Here is a 22,320-nt window from a genome sequence, read left to right as displayed (position 1 = left end):
GTGTGGGAAGTCCGCGCATTGTAAGAGCAGGTGACGCCAGCGGCTACGTTGGTGTTCAGTCAAGCGGTGAGCCGAGGCACTACACTGCAACCGTCTCTCGCCCAACGGACCCGCCATGACCGCCAAACCCGCTGCGAACATCCAAGGCACTGTCGAAGGCCAGCGTCTGCTCGGCAGCGAGGCCGATGCCTGGCGCGAATGGGGGCCGTATCTGAGTGAACGTCAGTGGGGCACGGTGCGCGAGGACTACAGCGCCGATGGCGATGCCTGGCGCTATTTTCCCCACGACCATGCCCGCAGTCGCGCTTATCGCTGGGGCGAGGACGGGCTGGCGGGGTTCTCCGACAAGGCTCAGCACTGGTGTCTGGGATTGGGGCTGTGGAACGAGCGGGACCCGATTCTCAAGGAACGTCTGTTCGGCCTGAACAACACCGAAGGCAACCACGGCGAAGACGTCAAGGAGTTGTATTTCCATGTCGATGGCGTACCGAGCCATGCCTACATGCGCATGCTCTACAAATACCCTCAGGCCGAATTTCCCTACGCCGACCTGATCGCGGAAAACGCCCGTCGTGGACTGACGGACACCGAGTACGAGATTCTCGACACGGGTGTGTTCGAGGACAACCGATACTTCGACGTAACAGTGGAGTACGCCAAACACTCGCCCGACGACATCTTCATGTGTGTCACGGTGCACAACCGCGCCGATCAGCCGGCGCGCTTGCACGTATTGCCTCAGCTCTGGGCGCGCAACACCTGGAGCTGGGTGGCCGACGGCCAGAAACCGAGCCTGACACTGGCCGGCGATCAGGTTCTGGCCCGGCACCCGCAACTGGCAGATCGGCAGGCCACGGCCTGGGGCGAGGAAGATTGCGAGTGGCTGTTCTGCGAAAACCAGAGCAATTTCCCGAAACTTGATGGTGTGGCGGCGGCCGGTCCGTACAAGGACGGGATCAACGACTTTGTGGTCGATGGCATCAGCGACGCGATTCGCCGTGATGCTGGGACAAAGGTGGCGGCGCATTTCGCATTGGCATTCGAGGGTGGGCAAAGTCGCAGCGTGTATCTGCGCTTCGCCCGGTCGGGCGCAGCTCAAGTGGATGCCAAGGCTCTGTTCAAACGCCGACGCAGCGAGGCCGACGGGTTTTACGCAGCGCTGCAACGTGGAATCAACGACCCCGATGCGCAAAACGTGCAGCGTCAGGCCCTGGCCGGTTTGCTGTGGTCAAAGCAACTGTATTATTTCGACGTCAATCAGTGGCTCGACGGCGATCCGGGGCAACCTGCGCCGCCGTCCGGACGCTCGCACATTCGCAACACCCATTGGCGGCACCTGTCGAATTTCGACATCGTCTCCATGCCCGACACCTGGGAGTATCCGTGGTACGCCTCGTGGGACCTCGGCTTTCAGGCGGCGGCCTTCGCGCTGATCGATCCAGAGTTCGCCAAGCATCAATTGTTGCTACTGGTCAAAGATCGCTTCATGCACCCCAATGGCCAGTTACCGGCCTATGAATGGCGCTTCGACGATGCCAACCCGCCCGTCCATGCGTGGGCCTGCTGGCGCGTGTATCAGCAGGACAAGCGGCTGACCGGGACAGGCGACATGGATTTCCTCGAACGGATTTTCCACAAACTGCTGCTGAATTTTTCCTGGTGGGTCAATCGCAAGGATGCCGAGGGCCGCAACCTGTTCCAGGGAGGCTTCCTCGGTCTGGATAACATCGCGCTGTTCGACCGCTCAGCGACATTGCCACCCGGTTACGCACTTGATCAGGCCGACGGCACGGCTTGGGTCGCCGCCTACGCGCTGGACTTGATGCGCATCGCCCTCGAGCTGGCCAAGCGCAACAGTGTCTACGTCGACATCGCCGTTAAGTTCTTCGAGCATTTTCTCTACATCGCCGGAGCGATCAATAAAATCGACTCCGACGCCGAAGGCCTTTGGGACGAGCAGGACCAGTTTTTCTACGACGTGCTGCACCGCCCGGACGGCGTCAACGAGCCGCTGCGCCTGCGCTCTATCGTCGGCCTGATGCCGCTGTTCGCCGTGCAGGTGCTGGAGCAGCACGAGCACGAAGGGTTACCTGGTTTACGCGAGCGCCTGTTGGGTTTCATGCGCCATCGGCCGGATCTGGCCAGCCTGGTGTCACGCTGGACCGAACCGGGTGAGGGCAACCGGTTGCTGCTGGCCCTGTTGCGCGGCGAACGCACCAAGGACTTGCTCAAACGCATGCTCGATGAGGAAGAGTTTCTCTCTGAATTCGGCATTCGTTCGCTGTCCAGAGCCTTTGCTGAACGGCCTTTCGGCCTGCAGATCAACAGTGATCGACTCTGTGCCCGTTACGAACCGGGGGAATCGGATTCACGGCTGTATGGCGGCAACTCCAACTGGCGTGGGCCGGTGTGGATGCCGATCAACTACATGCTGATCGAGTCCTTGCGCGAGTTTCACCGTTATTACGATCAGAACTTCTCGGTGGAATACCCAACCGGTTCAGGTTTCCTGGCTTCGCTGGAGGAGGTTGCCGATAGCCTGAGCCAGCGTCTGACCCGGCTGTTCTTGCGCGATGAAGAGGGCAATCGCCCGTCGATGGCGGCGTATGCGCAATTGCAGGCTGACCCCGCCAGCCGCGACCTGGTGTTGTTCCATGAGTATTTCCACGGAGAAACCGGGCGAGGGCTGGGGGCCAGTCATCAGACCGGGTGGAGTGCGTTGGTGGCGTTGTTGTTACAGCCTTGATCGCGCAGTTGACCGTATCGCTGCACCAAAAACGACGAAACCCGCCACAAGGGGCGGGTTTCGTGTGCAACTACAGAGGCTCCCGAAAAAGGGAGCCCTTGTCTTACGAAGGGAACAGCTCGGACAGTTTCATCGCCAGCATCATGTCGCCTTCAGCGCGCAGTTTGCCGCCCATGAACGCTTGCATGCCGTCGGTCGAACCGTCGACGATGCCTTCCAGGGTTTCGCCGTCCATCACCAGAGTGACCTGGGCGTCAGGGTTTTCGCCTTCCAGCAGCTCGCAGGTGCTGTCCTTGACGACCAGCGAGAAGTTCTTGGTGTCGTCGATGCGAAAACCGAAGACCAGGTCCAGACCGGCAGCAGCGGCTGGATTGAACTTGGCTTTCATTGCTTGTACGGCATCAGCTACGGAGGTCATGGTTTGATCCTTTTTCTGGTGTTTAAAGCAGGGTAATTAGAGCAGGGTGATTACAGCCAGGGTCACAATAGTCCGGACTCAGCGAAACGTGATGAGTTCCGGGGCCTTCAACAGTTGCAGGTGCGCATGACTGTTGAAGGAAGCCAGGGCCACCTCGCGACCACGAAACTTGAGTTGGTTGAGCGAGGTGTTGACGATTTGCCAGTTCAATTCAAAGGCCTGTTTGGCAGGCATTTGCGTAATGAGGTGGAGCAGGGCGGTGATAGTGCCGCCGGAGGTGAACACGGCGATTTTCTGCGTGTTGTCGGCCTGTTCGAGAATGCGGTGCAACCCGGCGCGAACCCGTTCGACAAAGCCCAGCCAGCTTTCCAGCTCCGGCGTGTCGTAGGTGCCGGCCAGCCAGCGTTCGATGATCAGGGCGAAGATGCGCTGGAACTCGGCGCGGTTTTGCGTGGCGTTGCGCAGGATGTTCAGGGCTTCGGGTTCGTCCGCCAGCATGGCGGGCAACAATGCGCGAATCACGGCGTCGGCATCGAATTCATTGAACGCGGAATCGGTTTCGAGGATCGGCACCGGCAGGCCCACGGCAGCGAACTGTTCCAGCGCGCTGTTGGCAGTATGCTGCTGGCGGCGCAGGTCACCGGCAAGGCAGCGATCGAAGCTGATGCCGAGCTCGGCCAGGTGCTGGCCAAGGATTTCTGCCTGGCGAACACCGGTCGGCGACAGGACGTCATAGTCGTCTGCACCAAAGGAGGCCTGGCCATGTCGAATCAAATAGATGCTGCCCACGTCCGCGTCATCCCGGTACGTTGAAGGTTTGGCGAGGTTATGAGGATGGCGGTGAGCTGTCAATGAAAAAACATACGCTTGTTTGAAATGCTCGTTACAGGCCTGTTGCCAGAGGTTTCTCGGCTGGTCGCAAGGCCGGCGCATGAGTATGCTGGTGGTATCCCGCGCGCGTTGATGCCGCGCATCGTCTAAGGAGTCCCTGTGGAGTTTTTGTCCGAGTACGCCGTTTTTCTGGCCAAGACCGTGACTTTGGTGATCGCCATTCTGGTGGTCCTGGCCAGTTTTGCCGCATTGCGCAGCAAGGGGCGACGCAAGTCGGCCGGCCAGTTGCAGGTCAGCAAGCTCAATGATTTCTACAAGGGGCTGCGTGAGCGCCTGGAGCAAACCTTGCTCGACAAGGACCAGCTCAAGACCTTGCGCAAGTCCCAGGCCAAGTCCGAGAAAAAACAGAAGAAACAACCCGAGACCAAACCCCGGGTGTTCGTGCTGGATTTCGACGGCGACATCAAGGCTTCGGCCACTGAAAGCCTGCGGCACGAAATCACCGCGCTGCTGACCCTCGCCACGCCGAAAGACGAAGTGGTCCTGCGTCTGGAAAGCGGTGGTGGCATGGTCCACAGCTATGGCCTGGCGTCCTCGCAACTGGCGCGTATCCGTGAGGCCGGCGTGCCATTGACCGTGTGCATCGACAAGGTCGCGGCCAGCGGCGGCTACATGATGGCGTGCATCGGCGAGAAGATCATCAGCGCACCGTTCGCGATCCTCGGTTCGATCGGCGTGGTCGCGCAGTTGCCCAACGTCAACCGCCTGCTGAAAAAGCACGACATCGACTTCGAAGTGCTGACCGCCGGCGAGTACAAGCGCACCTTGACGGTGTTTGGCGAAAACACCGAGAAGGGTCGGGAGAAGTTCCAGGAAGACCTGGACATCACCCATCAACTGTTCAAGAACTTCGTGTCCCGCTATCGCCCGCAATTGGCCATCGACGAAGTGGCTACCGGGGAAATCTGGCTCGGCGTCGCGGCGCTCGACAAGCAACTGGTGGACGAACTCAAGACCAGCGACGAATACCTGGCCGAGCGCGCCAAGAAGTCCGAGCTCTATCACTTGCACTACGCCGAGCGTAAAAGCCTGCAAGAGCGTATCGGCATGGCGGCCAGCGGTTCGGTCGACCGCGTTCTGCTGAGCTGGTGGAGTCGTCTGACCCAGCAACGCTTCTGGTAACGCTGAACGTTATCTCGCAGCCATAAAAAAACCGGGGAAATCCCCGGTTTTTTTATGTCGATTCGCTGATCAGCGACGACGGAACAGCGGCAGCGGTTCGTCGGTGGCAGCCTGATAGGTCACCGAGAAGTCCTTGAGACCTTCCAGGGCTTCATACGGATCTTTATCGGGGCGAACCGCAAACGCATCGAAGCCGCAGCGGTGCATGTAGAACAACTGATCGCGCAGCACATCACCAATCGCTCGCAGTTCGCCTTTGAAACCATAACGGTCACGCAGCAGGCGGGCGTTGGAGTAGTTGCGGCCATCGGTGAAGGCCGGGAAGTTCAGGGCGATCACCTTGAACTGGTTTGCGTCTTCACCGATCTCTTCGGCTTCTTCATCGGCATCCAGCCACACGCCCAGGCCGCCATCGCGGGCCAACAGCATGCGACTGTGTTCGCGCCACAGTTGCAATGGCACGATGAGATCATCGCAGTTGCTGATCTCGTCGATGTTGAAGTCCTTCGGCAGCAGGTGCCAGGTTTCGTCGACGACTTCGTTGTTCTTAATGATTCGCTGCATAGACGCGCTCCTTGAAGAGGTCGATGCCAATACGCTGATAGGTGTCGATGAAACGCTCGTCTTCGGTACGTTGTTCGATGTACACGTCGATCAGCTTCTCGATCACGTCAGGCATGGCTTCCTGGGCAAAGGACGGGCCGAGGATCTTGCCCAGGCTGGCGTCACGGCTGGCGCTGCCGCCGAGGGAAACCTGATAGAACTCTTCGCCTTTCTTGTCCACCCCGAGGATGCCGATGTGGCCGACGTGGTGGTGACCACAGGCGTTCATGCAACCGGAGATGTTCAGGTCCAGTTCGCCGATGTCGAACAGGTAGTCCAGGTCGTCGAAACGGCGCTGGATCGATTCGGCGATCGGGATCGACTTGGCGTTGGCCAGGGAGCAGAAATCACCGCCAGGGCAGCAGATGATGTCGGTCAGCAGGCCGATGTTCGGCGTGGCGAAACCTTTCTCGCGCAACTCGCCCCACAGGGTGAACAGTTTTTCCTGCTCGACGTCGGCCAGAATGATGTTCTGCTCGTGGGAAGTGCGCAGTTGACCGTAGCTGTAGCGGTCGGCCAGATCGGCCACGGCGTCGAGCTGCTTGTCGGTGATGTCGCCCGGTGCAACGCCGGTCGGCTTCAGGGACAGGGTCACGGCAACATAACCCGGCTTCTTGTGGGCCAGGGTGTTGCGCGTGCGCCAGCGGGCGAAGCCAGGGTTTTGCTGGTCGAGTTCGGCCAGTGCGGCAGTCTGGTTTTCCAGTGCCTTGTAGTCCGGGTCGACGAAGTGTTTGGCGACGCGATGCACTTCGGCTTCGGTCAGCGTGGTCTGGCCACCGCGCAGGTGCTCCATTTCCGCGTCGACTTTCTGTGCGAAGACTTCAGGCGTCAGCGCTTTGACCAGAATCTTGATCCGCGCCTTGTACTTGTTGTCGCGACGACCATAGCGGTTGTAAACACGCAGGATGGCGTCGAGGTAGCTCAACAGGTCTTGCCACGGCAGGAATTCATTGATGAACGCGCCCACCACCGGCGTACGGCCCAGGCCACCACCGACCAGCACACGGAAGCCCAGTTCGCCGGCGGCGTTGTGCACCGGCTCAAGGCCGATGTCGTGGACTTCGATGGCTGCACGGTCCGAGGTCGAACCATTGACGGCGATCTTGAACTTGCGCGGCAGGTAAGCGAATTCCGGGTGGAACGTGGTCCACTGGCGGACGATCTCGCACCATGGGCGCGGGTCGATCAACTCATCGGCAGCGACGCCGGCAAATTGGTCGGTGGTGACGTTGCGCAGGCAGTTGCCGCTGGTCTGGATCGCGTGCATCTGCACGGTGGCCAGTTCAGCGAGAATGTCCGGGATGTCTTCCACGGTCGGCCAGTTGAACTGTACGTTCTGCCGGGTACTGATGTGGGCGTAGCCCTTGTCGTAGTCGCGGGCAATCTTGGCCATCATTCGCATTTGACGCGAAGTCAGTTGGCCGTAAGGCACCGCGACTCGCAGCATCGGCGCGAAACGCTGGATATAGAGGCCATTTTGCAGGCGCAGGGGGCGGAATTCTTCTTCGCTCAGCTCGCCTGCCAGATAGCGTCGGGTCTGATCACGGAACTGCTTGACGCGGTCCTCGATGATCCGCTGATCGTAATCGTCGTATACGTACATATAAGTCCTGTTCTCAGGCTTGGGTCGCTCGGATACAGCTGCGTTTTTGTGCTTGCTTGAGTCCGAAAGAGCCTCTGCAATTCTGCGCGCACGGCCGCGCACTCCCTATGGAGCCGGGGCAAGATACCAGTTTGCAGTTATGCGCAAAAGTGATGTTTGAGTATATGTAAAGAACCAAATCGACTAACGAGAATTGTTGTCAACTAACCCACATTTGTCGTGCGGACAATCATCGTCTTAACTGTGGTCGAGTCTTTATGCAATCACCGATAAAACCGACAAGAGGCGATGCAATGAGCAACCCAACCAAAGCAAGGAAAAGCGATAGCACGGTCGATGCCTGGGCGATTCTGTTCCTGATCATTCTGGTCGTCGGCACTGCGGTATTTTGGGTCAGTCACCAATAAGCGACCCCGTCCGGGCCTCGTTCCGACGATTGTCGGACAAAAACCGGAATAAACGCCGTTTTGCGGGCGTTCGCTGGCTATAATGCGCGGCGAATTTCCGGGGGCTCGGACGACAAATGTTGAAGTTTCTGTGTGGCGTATTGCTGACGCTGGGTACGGTCGTGGGACCTTGCGCTCAGGCGGCGTCGGTGCTGTTCCTTAATCCAGGAACCACCCGAGAAGCTTTCTGGGTCAGTTACTCGCAATTCATGCAGGCGGCCGCAAAGGACCTGGGCATGGAGTTGCACATTGAATATTCCGACCGCAACTCCGACATCACCATCAAACAGGCGCGCGATGCGCTGCAAGGGCCCAAGCGGCCTGACTACTTGGTGTTCGTCAACGAGCAATACATCGCCCCGGAAATCCTGCGCCTGGCCCAAGGCAGCGGGGTGAAGCTGTTTATCGTCAACAACGCCCTGACCCCGGACCAGATGCGATTGCTCGGTGCCCGGCCCGACAAATACCCCGATTGGGTCGGCAGCCTGGTGCCCAACGACGAGGAGGGCGGCTACCTGATGCTCAAGGAACTGATCCGGTTGCACCGTCCGGTGGCTCCCGGTCAGTCCATCGACCTGCTGGCATTCTCGGGGCTGAAAATCACGCCGTCCGCGCAGTTGCGCGAAAAAGGCATGCGCCGGGCATTGGCCGAGCATCCTGAAGTGCGTTTGCGTCAGATGGTGTACGGCGGCTGGACCCGGGAGCGCGCCTACGAACAGGCCAAGGTCCTGTTCAAACGCTACCCGCAAACCTCGCTGGTGTGGTCCGCCAATGACGAAATGGGTTTTGGTGTCATGCGCGCCTTTGAAGAGTCTGGCGGCAAACCCGGCAAGGATGCGCTGTTCGGCACCATCAACAACTCGCCCGCAGCATTGCAGGCGTTGCTGGACAACCGCTTGAGCGTGCTGCTCGGCGGGCATTTCAGCCTGGGCGGCTGGGCGTTGGTGCAACTACACGACTACGACGAAGGTGTAGACATCAGCCAGTACGGCGGTCGCGACCGGCAGATTCCGTTGTTGCAGTTGATTGACCGGGCACAAGCCAAGCGCCTGCTGGCGATGGGCGCCAAGCAGGATTTCGGTGTGGATTTTCACAAGCTCTCGGCAAAAGGGCGACCGACGTCCTGGCGTTACCCGTTCACCCTGCAAACCCTGATGCACTGAGCCGCTTCAAATCCCCGCCAGATACAGCACCAGTTTGACGATGCCGAACAGCGCCAGCGCAAACACGGCTGTGAAGCCGATCCCCAGAATCACGAAATGACTCGGCTTGCCGTGGGTGAAATCCCGCGCGCGATTCTTCCCGCTCTGCACGCCGAATGCCGCGGCCATGACGCTGTGCAGCATCTGCCAGAACGTCGGCGGCTTGTTGTCGACTGGATCGTCCATATATCCCTCGCCTGGAAATAAGTCCTCAAAGCATAGCCAATACGACGAATCCTGTTGTGCTGAACCTGCCTGCGGATCGACGCAATTCGTTACCGGTTTTTCTCAATGCGATAACTATCTACCGCAGTTGCGGCTTGGCGAGATGGTGTCCTGTCGATCCACTTTTCTGGAGAGACAATATGCCTAACCATCCGCCGACTTCGTCCCGGCCGCTTCCAGGCCAAAGCAGCATTCACAGTGAGCTACTGGAACAACTGACGCCCCAATGGCTGATCAATGCCACGCCGCAAAGACGGGCCGAAATCAAGGACACCGGCACGCGTGCACCGGACTGGTATCAGCGGGCGTCAACCGGGCAACAGCAGACACTCAAGGACAGTTTCAACGCCAGTTTTGCTGCGCAGTCCCGACTGGACAAGACGATGTCATCGCTGCAAGACATCGACACTTTTGCCGAACCGATACTCACCAAAGCCTTGAAGGAACGTTTTGGCGTTGAAGTAGACGTCAATAAAACCCAAGTCTGTCTCAGGCGCCCGCTGGAGGTGGGCGTGTTTGAAATAGAAGTTTCATCGTTCGAGGTGCTGAAGCTTTCGTTGTTGCAGGCGGCGCTGCATAACTTCGAAGCATCCGAGTGTGAGGAGGGTGCCTTTCATCGCAAGTCCGGGTTTGTTGTCGAGACATCGACTCCGGGCACGTTCCAGGTTGCTACCTTCGATATGACAGTCAGGGAGTTCCTGTCCCTGTGTCGCAAGCTGGATATCGGCACGCAGTATCAACAACACATACAGGCTTTTTTCCAGTCAGCGAATGCGCAAAAACAAACGCCACTTCGCGATCAATTCATTGCCAGTCAGAAAGCGGCAATGCGGGCCGCAGCCGAACTGGCCCTGCTGAAAAAGGACATCGAGCCCGAAGACTACAAAATGATCCTCTCGGTCACTGAGGGCGAAATTCATCCCAAGGTCGGTAACAAGTCCGTCTGGTTTCGTGACTTGAATTTGATGAAGCGCCGGATGACAGGCTGCGTGGTGTTCAGCATCAGTGAACAGTATCGCTACACCAGTGACTTCATCGTCTACATTCCCCATGACCCGGAACACCCGCTCAAGCGCTACACCTCCGAGCAGATGCGTGAAGAGTTCAAGCGGCAGTTCACCGGCCGTGATGCATCGCCTGCCCCCGATGACGGGCCGACGGCTCACCAGCGTTTTTTCAGCCAGTTCGTGGCCTACGCCGACCGTCCTTATTACTTCAGCCAGTTCACCCGCAAAGCCGCCGACTCTCCTGCCGATCCTTTGCATTCGTTTTGGATGAAGGTCGTCCAATACATACCGCCGCTTTCAACGGCAGCGCACATCAAAGAGCTGCCACCCGAACGGCCGGGTAAACGTGAGCCGGTCGACGATCCCTACCTCAATCCTTTCGGGATCACTCGCGAAGGCGTGGACGGTATCTGGTCCGCCAACACTGATCTGTGGACTTATCTCTACGAACAAAACCGCGCCAAGGTGATCGCCGATGCACGCAGTCATGCGGTGACCACGGCTGACGTCGACGCCAGGGTGCGGGCAGAAAAGCTCAATCACCTGCTGGAAATCGGCATGCTGGGGCTGAACATGGTGTCGATGTTCGTGCCGGTCCTGGGCGAGATCATGCTGACGGTGATGGCCGGTCAACTGCTGTACGAATCGTTCGAGGGCACGATCGAATGGAGTGAGGGCGATCGCATCGCCGCCAAGGGGCATCTGGTCGATGTAGCCGAGAATCTGGCACTGATCGCGGTGATGGCCGGTGGCGGTAAAGGGTTGGCCAAGTTGACGGCGGTGAAACCTGAAGCGGTGATCGAACGCCTGGAGCCGGTCAAGCGTGCCGATGGTGAAGCCCGGTTATGGAAACCTGACCTTAGCGCCTACGAAAGCAATATCGCGCTGGATCGCCATTCAATGCCTGATGAGCTCGGACAGCATCCGGTCAATGACAAAACCTTTATCCGGCAGAGCGGCAAGGTCTATGAAACAACCTTTGACCCATCGCTGGAGAAATGGCGCATTCGGCATCCGACGGACAAACACGCCTGGCAGCCGATCCTCGAACACAACGGGCACGGCGCCTGGCGCCATACGCTGGAGCGCCCGCGAACATGGGATCGCCTGACGCTGCTGCGGCGCATCGGCCACATCACCGAGGGCTTCTCCGATGAGCAGTTGCTCGACATCGCCGAGGCCTGTGGCGTCGAAGACAACGCCTTGCGCAAGATGCACATGGACAATCTGCCGCCACCACCAGCACTGGCGGACGCCTTGCGGTTATTCGAAGGCGAGCCTGGCATCGGTGGAGAGTTGGCCGAAAAGTTGCGGCGTGCCAGCCCGGGGCTGAGTAATGCCGCTGCCCGGAGGGTTTTGCTGGACGCTAATGCCGAAGAGTTGTCACGTCTGAAAGCAACACGCCGAATACCGTTGAGGATGCTGGAAGAGGCCCGTTGGTACACTCAGCAGGGGCGTGAGGCGCGCGCTTTCCTCGACTTGCAGATGGGAAACATGACGTCCGCAGACAGTCGGTTGTTCGCCCTGCATGCCCTGGAAAAGTTGCCGGGATGGTCCGGCGAGGTACGTCTGGAGGTTCGCGACGGCCATATCAACGGTCCACTCATCGATGGCATCGGCAGCGAATCAGCCACCCGTCACAAGTACGTCGTGAAACAGGGACCTTCCTATCAGGCATTTGATGAGCGTGGCGAAGCGCTCAATGGTGTGCCGGCCAGCGGCGACAACTTTTTTGCCTCGATCATGCACGCCTTGCCCGATGAATCCCGTCAGGCACTGGGCGTTCCCCATGTCAGTCAGGGTGCCAATCTACAGCAGGCCGTCATTGAATCGGCCATCGAACATCGGGCGACGTTGTCACGCCTGTTGGCGGAGCGCGCCGGTAACCGCAAGTCGTTCAAACCACCGGTACGGGTGACCGAAGGCAGGGTGGGTTACTACGCCAGCGGGCGGGGGCAGGGTTTTAGTCCTTCGCTGGTGACCCGGGTGCAGGATGTGTATCCGGCGCTCACCGATCAGCAAGCCAGCGGATTTATTCTGGCGCAGTTGCGGGCAGGGAAAACCGACGCACAGATTTACAGCCTTTTGCAGGCGCGCCTGCGTGAGTGGGAAGTACTGGAATCGACGCTCGATCACTGGGTTGGCGAGCCGGTGCCGGAGTCCATTTTGCAGTCGATGCTGGGGAGCAGGAGCTCGGTCGCGCATAACATCAAACAAAGCTGGCGCAATTCGCCGTTGGCCGGGGAACACTCCCGTTTCAGGTTGCTGGATTTGGTCTGCCATGACCCGATACCTCAGTTGTCGGCGGATTTTTCCCATGTACGTGATCTGAATGTCCGGGGCCAATGCATCACTGACGCCAACGCCGATGCCCTTTTGACGAGGTTTCCAAAGCTTAAACGGCTGCGAATCAATGCCACAGGCAACGAGTTCAGCAACGTTCCCGAAGCATTGAGCGAAATGCGCGACCTCAGGGACCTGAGCCTGTTCTCAGCGACTTCATACGCGGTGGATATGCCGTCGAGGTTGAATGCGTTGACGGGGCTTGAAGACCTCACGGTTTCTTCCGCCAGTTACGCGCCGCTGGCCCTGGATGTCTCCCGGTTGCACAAATTGCGTAGCCTGGAGGTCGTTGCCTCTTCAATGTTCGAATGGCCTGCCGGGGTTCTTGAACTGCCGCGTCTTGAGCGTTTGAGCTTGAAAGGGACAGGGATCAGAACATTGCCGGAAAGCATTTTCGAAGGGCATGAAAGACTCTGGTCCGGATTGTCACTGGAATGGTCAAACTTCATGCGGGAAAACTTCAAGCCGGCGTATGAGTACGTCAAGAATCATCCTGCGCACCTTGTTGATCTGGAGGAAATGGTCAGGGGCTACAGCAAGGGTGAGTTAAAACGTCTTGGCAACGGTATCAACGACTCTTTCGACGGCGTGTTCAATCAGTTTGCCGAGCAATGGCAGGGTGCCGAGGCCAGGTTTGCGGCTGTTGAAACCTTGAGTGAGCAATACAGCGTGCTCGACCGACAACTCGATGCCTGGTCCAGTCGTGCGATACAGACGCCAATGATAAAGGAGATGATGGGCCGTTCGTGGGCGAAAAACTCCCTGAAAGACTGCTGGCGCAATGGGGTCTTCAAACGTTATGGCTCGACAGGTGATGCCTCGGTGCTCAATTTGCCGAATCTGGAGCTCAGTGAACTTCCCGAGCTGCCGGCCGGTGCTTTTCCGCATGTGCAGACGCTGTATTTGAAAGGCAGTAAAGCGCCGGTAGAACAGATTCGCGGCTTCGTCGCTGGGTTCACCGAACTTCAAAGGCTCGACTTGAGCCGCAATGGTTTGACTGAGGTGCCGATAGCGCCCGGTGAGCTGGGGCAATTGATTCATCTGAACCTTTCCGACAACAACATTGGAGCCGGTTCAGCAGCTCCACAATATATTGAGGGGTTGCAGGCTCTCGAATACCTGGACCTGCGTAACAATCCGCTGCAATCGTTGGACGTCAGTGCATTGACTCGCCTCAAAGCCTTGAGTCTGCGCGGCACGAATCTGCATCAATGGCCAATAGGCTCGCAAAACTTGCCAGAACTGACCTGGCTGGATCTGCGTGACAGTCAGCTCAGTGAGCTGCCCGAGCAGCTTGCGGATGACATGCTGCTCAAGACCAATTTGATCGGCACGCCGTTGACCGTGCAATCCATCGCAACGCTAAAACTCGCCCGACAGCGTGTGGAGCTCGCCAAAGGGTTGCCACTCGGGACCCTCGAGCGGTTTGATCTGGAAGAGGTGCCGACGGTTTTTCCGCCGTCCGAGAGCGGGGGATCGATCGCTCGTCATTTGCTGCCGTTGACAGAAGTCCCGGTGGGAGAGGGGCCTGCGGTATTGACTAATCGCCTGCAACGTCTGAAACCTGACCTCGCCGATGAAGCCGCCGTGCAGGTGATCGCACAGATGCGCGCGATTGGTTTGACGGAGGTGCAGCTCAGTGAGCGACTTGCCGAATGGGAGCAAACCTTTGAAATGCTCACCCGTCGATTGAATGGCTGGCTGTACACGCGAGGCATGGAAAGCATTGGCTGGATGGCGCCTTCGGGCACTCGCAGGCTGGGTGCTTTACGAATCCTTGAGTGCTGGCGCGAGGGTTTGATCCGCACCGCCGGCAGTTCGGATGGCGTGTTGGATCTGAATGGTTTGCAACTGGATGATCTGCCCGAGCTGCCGGTAGCGTTCGACCATGTGGGTACTTTGAACCTGACGGGTTTAAAACTTACCGCTCAAGGTTCAGATGGGTTCCTCAGGGCATTTACGCAACTGAAAACGCTGGAACTCAATGGCAATGGACTGGATCGCGTGCCTGACCCGGTTCAACAAATGAGTAAGCTGGAACGGCTCGAAATGTCCTCGAATCTTGTACGCGATAACGAGCAACTGTATGCCTCGCTGGGTCATCTGGAACGGTTGAAATGGCTGGACCTGGGCCACAACGAACTGGATACCTTTGATGTCGGTTCTTTTGAAGCGCTGGAGACGCTCGATCTGCGCAACAACAATCTGACCGAATGGCCGGACGGTGTGCTCGACTCCTATCGGCTCAGAACGTTGAACCTCAGTGGCAATGACATCACATCGATTCCTGAACAAGCTCTGGATGGCAGCCACGAAGTGCTGCTGGGCGGTATCGATCTGAGCGACAACTACAACCTGTCGCTGGAGAGCCTTGAGCGGCTGAGGACTTATCGTGAACAGGGGCTACACGAGACCGTTCTGGGGTTCACGCGCGCTGATCTGGATGAGTTGATTGATGATGCCCATGGTTTCGACGAAGAGGACAGCGAAACCATCGAATCTGATGAAGAACTCACTGAAAACGAGCCTGACGCCGCGCAAAAGGAGCCTTGGTTAGCCAATGCGCCCCCCGAGGAATTGGCCGGTAAAAGCGAGATATGGAATCAACTGGCGGCGGAACCGGACAACGCGGCGTTCTTCCATTTGATTGCCCGATTGCAGGATACCCAAGAGTTCAGAGTGGCGAATGCCGACCTGACCCGGAGAGTGTGGACAGTCATGGACGCCGCCGCCAGCAACACCGAACTGCGTGAGGTGTTGTTCGCCAGTTCCGCGACCCATGGTACCTGTGTCGACGGTCGGATCCTGACGTTCAGCGGGCTGGAAAGCAAAGTGTTCACCCACAATGCCTTGCTCGATATTCCTGTTGGAGGTCTGAGCGTGAAGGGTGAAGCACTGTTGAAATTGTCCCGGCAGTTGTTTCGTCTGGACAAAGTGGATGAGCTGGCCACAAAGGCCACTCGTACTGGTCAGGATGAGGCTGAGGTACGCCTGGGTTATCGAATCGGCCTGACGAATGGATGGGATGATGGCCTGAGCCTGCCAGGGCAACCGAAACACATGACCTATGCCTCGGGCGTCACGCCTCGGCAAATGGCGGAAATGCGCACTGAAATCCTCAATGCAGAACGTTCCGACACCTTTCTTGAAGACCTGATCCAGCGCGACTACTGGGTGAATTATCTCAAGGAGAAATACCCTGAGGTCTTCCAGGCACTTGATGAGATGGATGTTCAGGAGGAGGTGGACAACGCCGATGAAGCTGCCTTCTTGAGCCAGCTTTTCGAACAGGCGGCGGCGCGCAACGCGAAGATGATCGCGTTGTCCCGACAGGAGGTCGCGGAGTTTGCGGGTGGCTCAAACAGTTAAACCGCTTTACCTGTAGGAACGAGCCTGCTCGCGATGGTCGTTAACGATAACGCGTGTTTGCTGGTTAAACACGGCGCTCTTGAGTCCATCGCGAGCAGGCTCGCTCCTACAGGGAACCCTCAGTCGTCGTAACCAAGGTTCGGCGCCAGCCAGCGTTCGGTCACGCTCAACTCCTGGCCTTTACGCGAGGTGTAGCTCTGCACCTGGTCCTTGTCGATCTTGCCCACGGCGAAGTATTGCGCCTGCGGGTGAGCGAAATACCAACCGCTGACAGCCGCCGCCGGGAACATCGCGTAATGTTCGGTGAGGAACACGCCGCTGCGGCCGGCACGCATTTCGGCGGCTTCGGGATCGAGCAGGGCGAACAACTGGGCTTTTTCGGTGTGGTCCGGGCAGGCCGGGTAGCCGGGGGCCGGACGGATACCGCTGTATTGCTCTTTGATCAGCGCCTCATTGTCCAGGGTTTCATCCTTGGCGTAGCCCCAATGCTCTTTACGCACTTGCTGGTGCAGCCATTCGGCGCAGGCCTCGGCCAAACGGTCCGCCAGGGCCTTGACCATGATCGAGTTGTAGTCGTCGCCAGCGTCCTGATAGGCCTTGGCCACTTCTTCGGCGCCGATGCCGGCGGTGGTGATGAAACCACCCACGTAGTCGGTGAGCTCGCTGTCCTTCGGCGCAACGAAGTCGGCCAATGAGAAGTTCGGCTTGCCGTCGGTCTTGATGATCTGCTGACGCAGATGATGCAGCTTGGCCAATGGCTTGCCGTCATCGCTGTACAGCTCGATGTCGTCGTCGCGCACCTGGTTGGCCGGCCAGAAGCCGAACACCGCGCGGGCGCTGATCAGTTTCTCGTCGATCAGTTTGGCGAGCATTTCCTGGGCGTCGGCGTACAACGCGGTAGCCGCTTCACCGACCACTTCGTCCTGAAGGATGCGCGGGAACTTGCCAGCCAGGTCCCAGGAAATGAAGAACGGCGTCCAGTCGATGTATTCGGCCAGCACTTTCAGGTCGATGTTATCCAGCACTTTGGTGCCGGTGAACGTCGGTTTGACCGGCTCGTAGGTGCTCCAGTCGAACTGCGGTTTTTTCGCGATCGACGCGGCATAGCTCAGGCGTTCGGTGCGGGCGCTGCGGTTGGCGGTGCGCTCGCGAACGTCGATGTATTCCAGGCGGGTTTTCTCGACGAAGGCCGGTTTCAATTCCTTCGACAGCAACTGCGTCGCCACGCCCACGGCGCGGGAGGCGTCGGTGACGTAGATCACCGCATCGTTGCTGTACTTGGGTTCGATCTTCACCGCCGTGTGCGCCTTGGAAGTGGTGGCACCACCGATCATCAACGGCAGGTGGAAGTCCTGGCGCTGCATCTCGCGCGCCACGTGGACCATTTCGTCCAGCGAAGGGGTAATCAGGCCGGACAGGCCGATGATGTCGCACTTCTGTTCCTTGGCCACCTGGAGGATTTTTTCCGCCGGGACCATCACGCCGAGGTCGACGATGTCGTAGCCGTTGCAACCCAGCACCACGCCAACGATGTTCTTGCCAATGTCGTGCACGTCGCCTTTCACCGTGGCCATGAGAATCTTGCCCTTGGCTTCCGGCTTGTCGCCTTTTTCCAGTTCAATGAACGGGATCAGGTGCGCCACGGCCTGCTTCATCACGCGGGCGGATTTCACCACCTGCGGCAGGAACATCTTGCCGGCGCCGAACAGGTCGCCAACGATGTTCATGCCGGACATCAGCGGGCCTTCGATCACTTCGATAGGGCGGGCGAACGACTGACGGGACTCTTCGGTGTCTTCGACGATGTGCGTGGTGATGCCTTTGACCAGTGCGTGTTCCAGGCGCTTGTTGACGTCCCAGTTACGCCACTCTTCTGTTTCGGCTTCCTTGACGCTGCCGTCGCCCTTGTACTTGTCGGCGATGGCGAGGAGGGCGTCGGTGCCGTTCGGGGTGCGGTTGAGGACCACGTCTTCGACGGCGTCGCGCAGTTCCACCGGGATCTGGTCGTAGATCTCCAATTGACCGGCGTTGACGATACCCATGGTCAGGCCATTGCGGATCGCATACAGCAGGAACACCGAGTGAATGGCCTCGCGCACCGGGTTGTTGCCACGGAACGAGAACGACACGTTGGACACGCCGCCCGAGGTCAGCGCGTACGGCAGCTCATCGCGGATGTAGGCACAAGCATTGATGAAGTCCACAGCGTAGTTGTTGTGTTCTTCGATACCGGTGGCCACGGCGAAGATGTTCGGGTCGAAGATGATGTCTTCAGGCGGGAAGCCGACTTCGTTGACCAGAATGTCGTAGGAGCGTTTGCAGATTTCTTTCTTGCGCGCTTCGGTGTCGGCCTGGCCGGCTTCGTCGAACGCCATCACCACCACGGCGGCGCCGTAGCGCTTGCACAGTTTGGCGTGATGAATGAACTGCTCGACGCCTTCCTTCATGCTGATCGAGTTGACGATGCCCTTGCCCTGAATGCATTTCAGGCCGGCTTCGATCACTTCCCATTTGGAGGAGTCGATCATGATCGGTACGCGGGAGATGTCCGGTTCGCCGGCAATCAGATTGAGGAAGGTCACCATGGCCTTCTTCGAATCGAGCATCCCTTCGTCCATGTTGATGTCGATCACCTGGGCGCCGGCCTCGACCTGTTGCAGGGCGACTTCCAGGGCTTCGGTGTAGTTGTCTTCACGGATCAGGCGGGCGAACTTGGCGGAACCGGTGATGTTGGTGCGCTCGCCGACGTTGACGAACAACGAGCTGCGATCGATGGTGAACGGTTCCAGGCCCGAGAGACGGCAGGCCTTTGGAATCTCCGGAATCTCGCGCGGCGCATAACCGGCCACGGCTTTGGCGATGGCCTCGATGTGGCCCGGCGTGGTGCCGCAGCAACCGCCGACGATGTTGAGGAAGCCGCTTTGGGCGAACTCTTCAATGACCTTGGCGGTTTGCGACGGCAGTTCGTCGTACTCGCCGAATTCGTTCGGCAGGCCGGCGTTCGGGTGCGCGGAAACGTGGGTGTTGGCCTTGTTCGACAGCTCTTCGAGGTACGGACGCAGTTCGCTGGCGCCGAGGGCGCAGTTCAGGCCGACCGAAATCGGTTTGGCGTGGGCCACGGAGTTCCAGAAGGCTTCGGTGGTCTGCCCGGACAAGGTACGGCCGGAGGCATCGGTGATGGTGCCGGAAATCATGATCGGCAATTCGATGCCCAGTTCTTCGAACACGCCTTGCACGGCGAAGATCGCGGCTTTGGCGTTGAGGGTGTCGAAGATGGTTTCGATCAGGATCAGGTCGGCGCCGCCCTCGATCAGGCCCTTGGTGGATTCGGTGTAGTTTTCCACCAACTCATCAAAGGTCACGTTGCGGTAGCCAGGGTTATTGACGTCAGGCGACAACGAGCAAGTGCGGCTGGTCGGACCGAGCACGCCGGCGACGAAGCGCGGCTTGTCCGGGGTTTCCAAGGTCTTGGCGTCGGCCACCTTGCGTGCAAGGCGCGCGCCTTCTACGTTTAATTCGTACGCCAGACTTTGCATGCCGTAATCGGCGAGGGAAATCTGAGTGGCGTTGAAGGTGTTGGTTTCCAGAATGTCGGCGCCGGCGTCCAGGTAAGCCTTTTCAATGCCACCGATCACGTCCGGGCGCGTCAGCACCAACAGGTCGTTGTTGCCTTTGACATCACTCGGCCAGTCGGCGAAGCGTTTGCCACGATAGTCCTGCTCTTCGAGCTTGTAGCTCTGGATCATCGTGCCCATACCGCCATCGAGAATCAGGATGCGCTCTTTAAGGGCGTGCTTGAGAGCTTGAAGGCGAACGCTGCGATCGGACATTTGGACTACTCGGTAAGGCCATGACGAAGGGCCGAGATAATAGCAAACCTGTGCGCTTTTAGAGCATGTTCGGGTTTTTCATGAATATCGCTCATGTTGGTGCGAGCATCAGACCGGTAGAATCGCGGCGTTTTTCAAAGGATCGGGACCAGGGACATGTCGTATCGCGTCGTCATCAGCAGTGTGTTGATGTTTTTAAGCTGGGGCGCGGCCGCGCAAAGTCCGGCGGTTTCCCCTGCAATCTCCTACACCCGCGATATTCAACCGATCTTCACCGAAAAGTGTGTGGCCTGCCATGCCTGCAACGACGCCGCCTGTCAGCTCAATCTGGGCAGCGGCGAAGGTGCGGCACGTGGCGCAACGAAAGTTCCGGTATACGACGGCGACCGCAGTCAGGCCGTTGCGCCGACCCGGTTGTTTTATGACGCTTCCGGCAAGCAGGCCTGGCAGCAAAAGGGCTTCTATTCGGTACTCGATGCTCAGGGCAGCCAGGCGGCACTGATGGCGCGAATGCTTGAGCTGGGCCACAGCGTGCCGTTGCAGCCTAACGCCAAGCTTCCCGAAGACATCGTCCTGGGCTTGAACCGCAACAACATGTGCGCCATGCCCGCCGAGTTCGACGGCTACGCCAGTGCCCATCCGAAGGAAGGCATGCCGCTGGCGGTCACCGGCCTGACCGATCAGCAATACCAGACGCTGCAACGCTGGCTGGCCTCTGGCGCGCCGATTGACGAGCAAGGCCTGGCGCCGAGCGCACAAGAAGCGTTGCAGGTGGTGCAGTGGGAGAATCTGCTCAACGCGCCGGGCGCCCGGCAAAGCTTGGTGGGGCGCTGGCTGTTCGAGCACTGGTTCCTCGCGCACCTCTATTTCAAGGACGGCGAACCGGGGCATTTCTTCCAGTGGGTGCGTTCGCGCACGCCGACCGGCCAGCCCATCGACGTGATCAACACCCGTCGCCCGAACGACGATCCGGGCGTGCAGTTCTATTACCGTTTGTGGCCGGTGCAGGGTGTGATCGTGCACAAGACCCACATCACCTATCCGCTGAGCGCGGCAAAAATGGCCCGGGTCAAAAGCCTGTTCTACAGCGGCAACTGGCAGGTCACCGCCTTGCCGGGTTATGGGCCTGAACGCCGGGCCAATCCGTTTTCCACGTTCGAAGCCATTCCGGCCCAGGCGCGTTACCAGTTCATGCTCGATAACGCCGAATACTTCGTGCGCACCTTTATTCGCGGCCCGGTGTGTCGGGGGCAGATCGCCACGGACGTGATCCGCGACAACTTCTGGGCAATGTTCCAGGCGCCGGAACACGATCTCTACATCACCGACCCGAACTATCGCGGCCAGGCCACGCCGCTGCTGGCGATGCCGGGGCAAAACGATGATGTCGGCAGCGTCCTGACCCTCTGGCACGATTACCGCGACAAACGTAACGAATACGAGGCCTTGCGCCGGGACAGCTACGCCGATGAGCCGGCACCGAGCTGGTCGACGATGTGGGCCGGAAACGACAATGCGCTGCTGAGCATCTTCCGGCATTTCGACAGCGCCGCCGTGACCAAAGGCTTGATCGGCGAGGTGCCGCAGACCATGTGGCTGTTCGACTACCCCTTGCTGGAGCGCACGTATTATCAGTTGGCGGTGAATTTCGACGTGTTCGGCAACGTCTCCCATCAAGCCCAGACGCGCCTGTATTTCGACCTGATCCGCAATGGTGCCGAGCAGAATTTCCTGCGCTTGATGCCGGCCGATTCGCGGGACGATTACCTCGATGACTGGTACCAGAGCGGCGGCAAATTCAAGATGTGGATGGACTATGAAGCCATCGACGATGACAAGCCGAGCGCGCTGAAACTGGACGAGAAGGACCCCAAGCGCGATTTCGCCATGCAATTGCTGGCGCGTTATGGCGAGCTCAATGCCAAGCCTGATCCGATCAATCGTTGCGACGGCGCGTATTGTTCACGACCGAACATCGACCCAGACCTGCAAAATGCCGAGCAAGCCTTGAGCACGCTCACGGCGCGACCGGCTGCCGGGCTCAAAGTTATCGACCAACTGCCGGAAGCGACGATGCTGCGCATCGAAACCGCGAGCGGACAGCGTGCGGTCTACAGCCTGTTGCGCAACCGCGCCCACAGCAACGTGGCATTCCTGCTCGGCGAATCGCTGCGTTATCAGCCGGGGCTGGACACCCTAACCATTTTCCCCGGCGTACTCAGCAGTTACCCGAACTTCATGTTCAACATCCCGGCTGATCAGGTTCCGGCGTTTGTGGATGCGATGGAAAATGCCAAGGACGCCAACCGTTTCGAGAAAATCGTCGAACGTTGGGGGATCCGCCGCAGTCATCCGCAGTTCTGGCAGTATTTTCATGATCTGAGCCGCTACATCCACGAGACAGAGCCAGTGGAAGAGGGTGTGCTGGACATGAATCGCTACGAGAATCTCTGAAACACGCTAATCCCCGTAGGAGCTGCCGCAGGCTGCGATCTTTTGATCTTGAAAACAAAAT

Annotated in this window: 11 protein-coding genes; 5 read left to right on the top strand and 6 right to left on the bottom strand. The window is 58.8% G+C overall.

Annotated features, from left to right (window positions below):
* Nucleotides 1-115 precede the first annotated feature (115 nt).
* Nucleotides 116-2,746 carry an MGH1-like glycoside hydrolase domain-containing protein gene (locus ACW9JC_RS10635; RefSeq protein ID WP_457454965.1) on the top strand — a complete coding sequence of 877 codons (2,631 nt, stop codon included), beginning with the start codon at nt 116-118 and terminating at the stop codon, nt 2,744-2,746.
* A 103-nt stretch (nt 2,747-2,849) separates the two neighbouring features.
* Here the strand turns inward: ACW9JC_RS10635 and ACW9JC_RS10630 are convergent, their stop codons facing one another.
* Both ACW9JC_RS10630 and ACW9JC_RS10625 read right to left on the bottom strand, forming a co-directional pair.
* Nucleotides 2,850-3,164, bottom strand: a complete 315-nt coding sequence (locus ACW9JC_RS10630; protein ID WP_339556166.1) for an SCP2 sterol-binding domain-containing protein — start codon at nt 3,162-3,164, stop codon at nt 2,850-2,852.
* Between the two features lie 78 nt (nt 3,165-3,242).
* Nucleotides 3,243-3,953 carry a histidine phosphatase family protein gene (locus tag ACW9JC_RS10625; protein ID WP_448107676.1) on the bottom strand — a complete coding sequence of 237 codons (711 nt, stop codon included), beginning with the start codon at nt 3,951-3,953 and terminating at the stop codon, nt 3,243-3,245.
* Between the two features lie 201 nt (nt 3,954-4,154).
* Here ACW9JC_RS10625 and sohB point away from each other — a divergent pair, with 201 nt between their 5' ends.
* Complete coding sequence (gene sohB, locus ACW9JC_RS10620) at nt 4,155-5,177, top strand: protease SohB (protein WP_457454964.1); 1,023 nt, start codon at nt 4,155-4,157, stop codon at nt 5,175-5,177.
* Nucleotides 5,178-5,246: 69 nt separating this feature from the next.
* Here sohB and ACW9JC_RS10615 read toward each other — a convergent pair whose 3' ends face one another.
* On the bottom strand, nt 5,247-5,741 hold the full coding sequence (locus ACW9JC_RS10615) for a DUF934 domain-containing protein (protein WP_338581082.1): 495 nt from the start codon (nt 5,739-5,741) through the stop codon (nt 5,247-5,249).
* On the bottom strand, nt 5,725-7,383 hold the full coding sequence (locus tag ACW9JC_RS10610) for a nitrite/sulfite reductase (protein WP_448107678.1): 1,659 nt from the start codon (nt 7,381-7,383) through the stop codon (nt 5,725-5,727). Before ACW9JC_RS10610 ends, ACW9JC_RS10615 begins: the two co-directional genes overlap by 17 nt.
* Before the next feature lie 523 nt (nt 7,384-7,906).
* Here ACW9JC_RS10610 and ACW9JC_RS10605 point away from each other — a divergent pair.
* Nucleotides 7,907-8,992 (top strand): ABC transporter substrate-binding protein, encoded by a 1,086-nt coding sequence (locus tag ACW9JC_RS10605; RefSeq protein ID WP_457454963.1) that lies wholly within the window; start codon nt 7,907-7,909, stop codon nt 8,990-8,992.
* Nucleotides 8,993-8,998: 6 nt separating this feature from the next.
* Here the strand turns inward: ACW9JC_RS10605 and ACW9JC_RS10600 are convergent, their stop codons facing one another.
* Complete coding sequence (locus ACW9JC_RS10600) at nt 8,999-9,217, bottom strand: DUF2970 domain-containing protein (protein WP_416126419.1); 219 nt, start codon at nt 9,215-9,217, stop codon at nt 8,999-9,001.
* Nucleotides 9,218-9,396: 179 nt separating this feature from the next.
* Between ACW9JC_RS10600 and ACW9JC_RS10595 the strand changes: the two genes are divergently transcribed.
* Nucleotides 9,397-15,975, top strand: coding sequence for an NEL-type E3 ubiquitin ligase domain-containing protein (locus ACW9JC_RS10595; RefSeq protein WP_457454962.1), 6,579 nt, complete (start codon nt 9,397-9,399; stop codon nt 15,973-15,975).
* 119 nt (nt 15,976-16,094) lie between these two features.
* On the opposite strand, the gene metH is transcribed toward ACW9JC_RS10595, so the two are convergent.
* Nucleotides 16,095-19,805, bottom strand: coding sequence for a methionine synthase (metH, locus tag ACW9JC_RS10590; RefSeq protein ID WP_457454961.1), 3,711 nt, complete (start codon nt 19,803-19,805; stop codon nt 16,095-16,097).
* Between the two features lie 156 nt (nt 19,806-19,961).
* Here metH and ACW9JC_RS10585 point away from each other — a divergent pair, with 156 nt between their 5' ends.
* The gene (locus ACW9JC_RS10585) at nt 19,962-22,259 is read left to right on the top strand and encodes a fatty acid cis/trans isomerase (RefSeq protein WP_457454960.1); all 2,298 of its coding nucleotides are present in this window, start codon (nt 19,962-19,964) and stop codon (nt 22,257-22,259) included.
* Nucleotides 22,260-22,320: the final 61 nt, after the last annotated feature.

It is taken from the genome of Pseudomonas sp. SDO5591_S426 (genome assembly GCF_054070755.1).
Note: the sequence above shows the minus strand (reverse complement) of the source record. Positions and strands in the feature narration are given on the sequence as shown.

Bases quoted from the DNA above. Each gene is read 5' to 3' on its own strand.
- ACW9JC_RS10605 (WP_457454963.1), top strand. From the start codon at position 7,907: ATGTTGAAGTTTCTGTGTGGCGTATTGCTGACGCTGGGTACGGTCGTG.
- ACW9JC_RS10615 (WP_338581082.1), bottom strand. From the start codon at position 5,741: ATGCAGCGAATCATTAAGAACAACGAAGTCGTCGACGAAACCTGGCAC.
- ACW9JC_RS10600 (WP_416126419.1), bottom strand. From the start codon at position 9,217: ATGGACGATCCAGTCGACAACAAGCCGCCGACGTTCTGGCAGATGCTG.
- ACW9JC_RS10610 (WP_448107678.1), bottom strand. From the start codon at position 7,383: ATGTACGTATACGACGATTACGATCAGCGGATCATCGAGGACCGCGTC.
- ACW9JC_RS10595 (WP_457454962.1), top strand. From the start codon at position 9,397: ATGCCTAACCATCCGCCGACTTCGTCCCGGCCGCTTCCAGGCCAAAGC.
- ACW9JC_RS10635 (WP_457454965.1), top strand. From the start codon at position 116: ATGACCGCCAAACCCGCTGCGAACATCCAAGGCACTGTCGAAGGCCAG.
- ACW9JC_RS10585 (WP_457454960.1), top strand. From the start codon at position 19,962: ATGTCGTATCGCGTCGTCATCAGCAGTGTGTTGATGTTTTTAAGCTGG.
- ACW9JC_RS10630 (WP_339556166.1), bottom strand. From the start codon at position 3,164: ATGACCTCCGTAGCTGATGCCGTACAAGCAATGAAAGCCAAGTTCAAT.
- metH (WP_457454961.1), bottom strand. From the start codon at position 19,805: ATGTCCGATCGCAGCGTTCGCCTTCAAGCTCTCAAGCACGCCCTTAAA.